The following is a 4381-nucleotide window of genomic DNA, read 5'->3' as shown; positions in this document are numbered from 1 at the left end:
CCACTGACCCCCCCCCCATCACGCCAGCGGCCCCCCGCGGGCGGCCGCCCCGGCGGGCCGCGGCGCCGCGGCGGGGTGGAAGGGAGGCAGCCCGGCGCCCAGCGCCGGCCCCCGCGACGGCGACATCGGCCTGCCCGGAGTCGAGTGCGGCCAGAAGCTGCGCCGCCAGATCGGCCGGCAACGCGGGCGTGTCGCACGGCACGCATAGCACGAGTTCGGTCGATGCCGCCCGCAACCCGGCCAGCAAGCCGGCCAGTGGCCCGGGAAAATCGCCGGATATATCGGCGATGACGCGGGCCTGGAACGCCGCCCCCAGCCGTGCATAGTCGTCGCGATGCCGATTCGCGCTGATCAGCAGCGAGTCGACCTGGCTTGCGATGCATCGCGCGACATGCAAGGCGAGCGGCTCGCCTGCGAGCGGTTGCAGGCCCTTGTCGACCCCTCCCATGCGCGTGCCACGGCCGCCCGCCAAAACGAGGCCGGTGAGGCGCGAGCGCGTGAGTCGATCCATGGAGCCCGACTTGACCTCAGCCGCCGATATACGACATCTCGACGCGCGCCGGGGCTGCGGGCGCGTCGGCCGGGGCGCTGCCGCGCAGCTGGGAATAGCGGTCTTCGCGTGCTTGCCAGATGCGGCCGATGGCCGTGGCGATTTCGTCGTCGGAGGCACCGCTACGCACGAGCGAGCGGAGATCATGGCCACCCGAAGCGAATAAACACAGATAGAGCTTGCCTTCCGTCGACAGCCGGGCCCGCGTGCAAGTGCCGCAGAAGGCGCGCGTGACGCTCGAAATCACCCCGATCTCGCCGCTGCCGTCGGCGTAGCCCCAGCGCTGCGCCGTTTCGGCGGGCGTATGGGCCTCGAGCGGGACCAGCGGAAAGTGTTCGGCGATGCGGGCGACCACCTCGGCGGACGGCAGCACTTCGGTCATGTTCCAGCCGTTCGACGTGCCGACGTCCATGTATTCGATGAACCGTAGGACCGCGCCCGAGCCCTTGAAGTGGCGCGCCATCGGCACGATTTCGCCGTCGTTCGTGCCGCGCTTGACGACCATATTGATCTTGATCGGCGCGAGCCCCGCCGCTTGCGCGGCCGCGATGCCGTCAAGCACTGCGCCTGGGGCGAACTCGGCGTCGTTCATGCGTTTGAACAGTGCGTCGTCGAGCGCGTCGAGGCTGACAGTGACGCGCGTCAATCCGGCCTGCTTCAAGTCGCGCGCCTTGCGCTCGAGCAGCGAGCCGTTGGTCGTCAGCGTCAGGTCCAGCGGCCGGCCATCCGGCGTGGATAAGGCTGCGAGCCGTTCGATGAGCCGTTCGATGTTTTTGCGCAGCAAGGGCTCGCCCCCGGTCAGGCGGATTTTGTCGACGCCATGGGCGACGAACAAGCGCGCGAGCCGTTCGATTTCTTCGAAGGTCAGCAGTGCGCTGTGCGGCAGGAAGGGGTAATCCTTGCCGAACACCGCACGCGGCATGCAATAGACGCAACGGAAATTGCAGCGATCGGTGACGGAAATGCGCAGATCGCGCAGCGGCCGGACGAGCGTATCGACGAGCGTCCCGCACGCAGCGAGCGGCGCGCCGGCGATGTCGGGTATCGCGCTGACGTCGGCGACGGGAATGATACGTCGGGACATGATGAAGCAAGAAGCGAGCAGATGCCCATTCTAGCTGATCGCGGCGCCGGCGGCGGACATTGCCCGCTCGCGGGTGAGGATAACGCTCGGCATCGAATGTATGCCAAAGGAACGCGGCATAAAAAAGCCCGCCGAAAAGGCGGGCTTCTTGTCCAGCGGCAGGGCGCTTGCACGCCCTTACCGCGGATGCTGACCGATCTGACTTATGCGCCCGGCTTATGCATCCTTATGCGTCTCGACCTGCTGCATCGGGGTCGGATCGACCGGGGGCAGTGCCTTACGCTCACGCGGCACGCGCACCGTGGCCGGGGCTTGTGCGGCAGCCTCCTGGGAGGCGCGGAGCTTTTCCGCGTCGGTGCTGACCCAGACGAGGCCGGCCGATTCGAGCATCGGCTGGAGATCGGCTGCGGACAAGCCGTTCACCCGCGGGCTCGGCGTGGCCGCCGCTTCGACCGCAGCGGGACGGTGAACGAGTTCCGTCACGGCGCTCGCGGCTTCGACGGGCGCCGACGCGGCGCTTGCGACGGGCTCGGCCGAAACGACGGGCGTGGCCTCGACGACCGGCGCAGCTTCGACGGCGCGTGCAATGGCCGATTCAGGCTCCGCGGCAACGGGCGCGGGCGCGGCCGGCGCCGCCGGAACGGCTGCCGGATGCTCGACCGGTGCGGCACTGGCTTCGCTCGGGGCGGGGGCCGGTGCGGGTGCAACCGGGGCGGCCGATTCAGACGATTCAGCCGCGGCGATGGCGGGTGCCTCGGGCAGCGGCGCGGCGACCGGCGCATGCGTCGGCACCGGCGTCACCGCCACTTCCTCGGCCCGGGTGTGCGCTTGGGCTTGCGTTTGCTGCGAAACCACGGGTTCGGCGGCATGCGCATGCGATTCGCCCAGCGTTTCGGCAGCCGGCGCGGCCTGCGGCGGCACGGCCGCTGCTGCGCCTTCGGCTTCGGCCACGTCGGCGGCCAGCGTTGCGTTCACGCCTTCTTCCTCGCGCTCGCGGCGGCCACCGCGACGGCCGCGGCGGCGGCGGCGGCGTTCTTCACCGTCACGCCCAGCCGTATCCTGTTCGGGGACAGGTACGCCGGCATCAACCGCGCCTTCCACAACCTGTGCCTCGGTGCGGACCGCCGCTTCGGCAGTGACCTCGGCCTGCGGCTTGCGCCGTTCGCCGCGCTCCTGGCGCTCGCCGCGTTCGGCGCGGTCAGTCCGGTCAGTACGTTCGGACCGGTCGCCGCGCTCGCCGCGTTGTTCTGCACGTTCTCCGCGCTCGGCACGCTCACCACGTTCCACGCGCTCAACGCGTTCACCACGCTCGCGCCGTTCCTGGCGCTCGCCGCGTTCGCCACGCGTAGCGGCTTCCGCCGTTTCGGCGCGCTCCTGGCCACGCTCGTGCGTCTCGCCGCGACCTTCACGGCCTTCGCGGCCTTCGCGGCCTTCGCGACCTTCACGGCCCTCACGACCTTCACGACCCTCACGACCTTCACGCTGTTCGCGGGCCGGGCGCTGCGACGGCTGTTGGCCGGCACGACCGGCGACGGCCGATTCGGCACGCGCGGCGCCGCCATCGCGGCCGCGGCGGTTGCGGTTGCGATCGCCGCCGCGCTCCGTGCGCTCGCCACGTTCGGTGCGGGCCGGACGGACGGGTTGAACCGGCTCCGGTGCCGGCGCCGGTGTTTCCGGTTGAGCGCCGAACAGGCTCTTGATCCAACCGAAGAATCCGCCCGTGCGGGGCGCCGCAGCCACAGCGACCGGAGCAGGCGCCGCTTGCGGACGCACCGGGGCGCTCGGGGCGGGCCGCTCGGGCGTGATGCCCTTGACCGCCGCTTCCTGTTTCGGCTTCACCTCTTCGGCACGCTTGCTGTAAGCCGTCTCCGATTCGAGTTCGCGGGCCGCTTCCTCCGCCATCTTCCACGAGGCGCGCGGCTCGTCCAGGCGAGCGTCGTCGTGACGCAGGCGCTCGAGCTTGTAGTGCGGCGTATCGAGATGCTTATTCGGAATGAGCACGACGCCCACTTTGAAGCGCGATTCGATCTTGTTGATTTCCTGGCGCTTTTCGTTGAGCAGGAAGGCCGTGACTTCGACGGGCACCTGGCAGTGGATCGCCGCGGTGTTTTCCTTCATCGCTTCTTCCTGGATGATCCGCAGCACTTGCAGGGCGGACGATTCAGTATCGCGAATATGGCCGGTTCCGTTGCAGCGCGGGCAGGTGACATGACTGCCTTCCGACAGCGCCGGGCGCAAACGCTGGCGCGACAGCTCCATCAGGCCGAAACGGGAGATCTTGCCCATCTGCACACGTGCGCGGTCGTGCTTGAGCGCATCTTTCAGGCGCTGCTCGACTTCGCGCTGGCTCTTGGCCGATTCCATGTCGATGAAATCGATCACGATCAGGCCGCCGAGGTCGCGCAGGCGCAACTGGCGCGCCACTTCGTCGGCGGCTTCGAGGTTCGTGCGCGTGGCCGTTTCCTCGATGTCGGCGCCCTTGGTGGCGCGCGCCGAGTTGACGTCGATCGCGACGAGCGCTTCGGTGTGATCGATGACGATCGCGCCGCCCGAGGGCAGCGGCACCGTGCGCGAGTAGGCGGTTTCGATCTGGTGCTCGATCTGAAAGCGCGAAAAGAGGGGCACGTCGTCGTGGTAGCGCTTCACCTTGCCGACGTTGTCCGGCATCACGATATCCATGAAGGCGCGCGCCTGATCATGGATTTCGGTCGTATCGATGAGAATTTCGCCGATATCGGGCTGGAAGT

The 4381-nt window shown here is 68.9% G+C and carries 3 protein-coding genes; all 3 read right to left on the bottom strand.

Translation table 11 applies throughout. From position 1 onward, the window contains the following. Window positions 1-511 (bottom strand): NTP transferase domain-containing protein (locus ACTHL0_RS15355; RefSeq protein ID WP_440567669.1); only part of this gene is annotated, 511 nt, incomplete at its 3' end. Window positions 512-527: 16 nt separating this feature from the next. Continuing rightward, window positions 528-1634, bottom strand: coding sequence for a GTP 3',8-cyclase MoaA (gene moaA / locus ACTHL0_RS15350; RefSeq protein ID WP_440567668.1), 1107 nt, complete (start codon window positions 1632-1634; stop codon window positions 528-530). A gap of 216 nt (window positions 1635-1850) precedes the next feature. Next, a partial coding sequence (locus ACTHL0_RS15345; RefSeq protein ID WP_440567667.1) for a ribonuclease E/G occupies window positions 1851-4381 on the bottom strand: 2531 nt, incomplete at its 5' end.

It is taken from the genome of Trinickia sp. (assembly GCF_051961175.1).
Taxonomy (GTDB): domain Bacteria; phylum Pseudomonadota; class Gammaproteobacteria; order Burkholderiales; family Burkholderiaceae; genus Trinickia.
This window is presented reverse-complemented; position numbering and strand designations above follow the sequence as displayed.

What these genes read in the sequence shown, in the direction of transcription:
- moaA (WP_440567668.1), bottom strand. Translation starts at nt 1,634, where the DNA reads ATGTCCCGACGTATCATTCCCGTCGCCGACGTCAGCGCGATACCCGAC.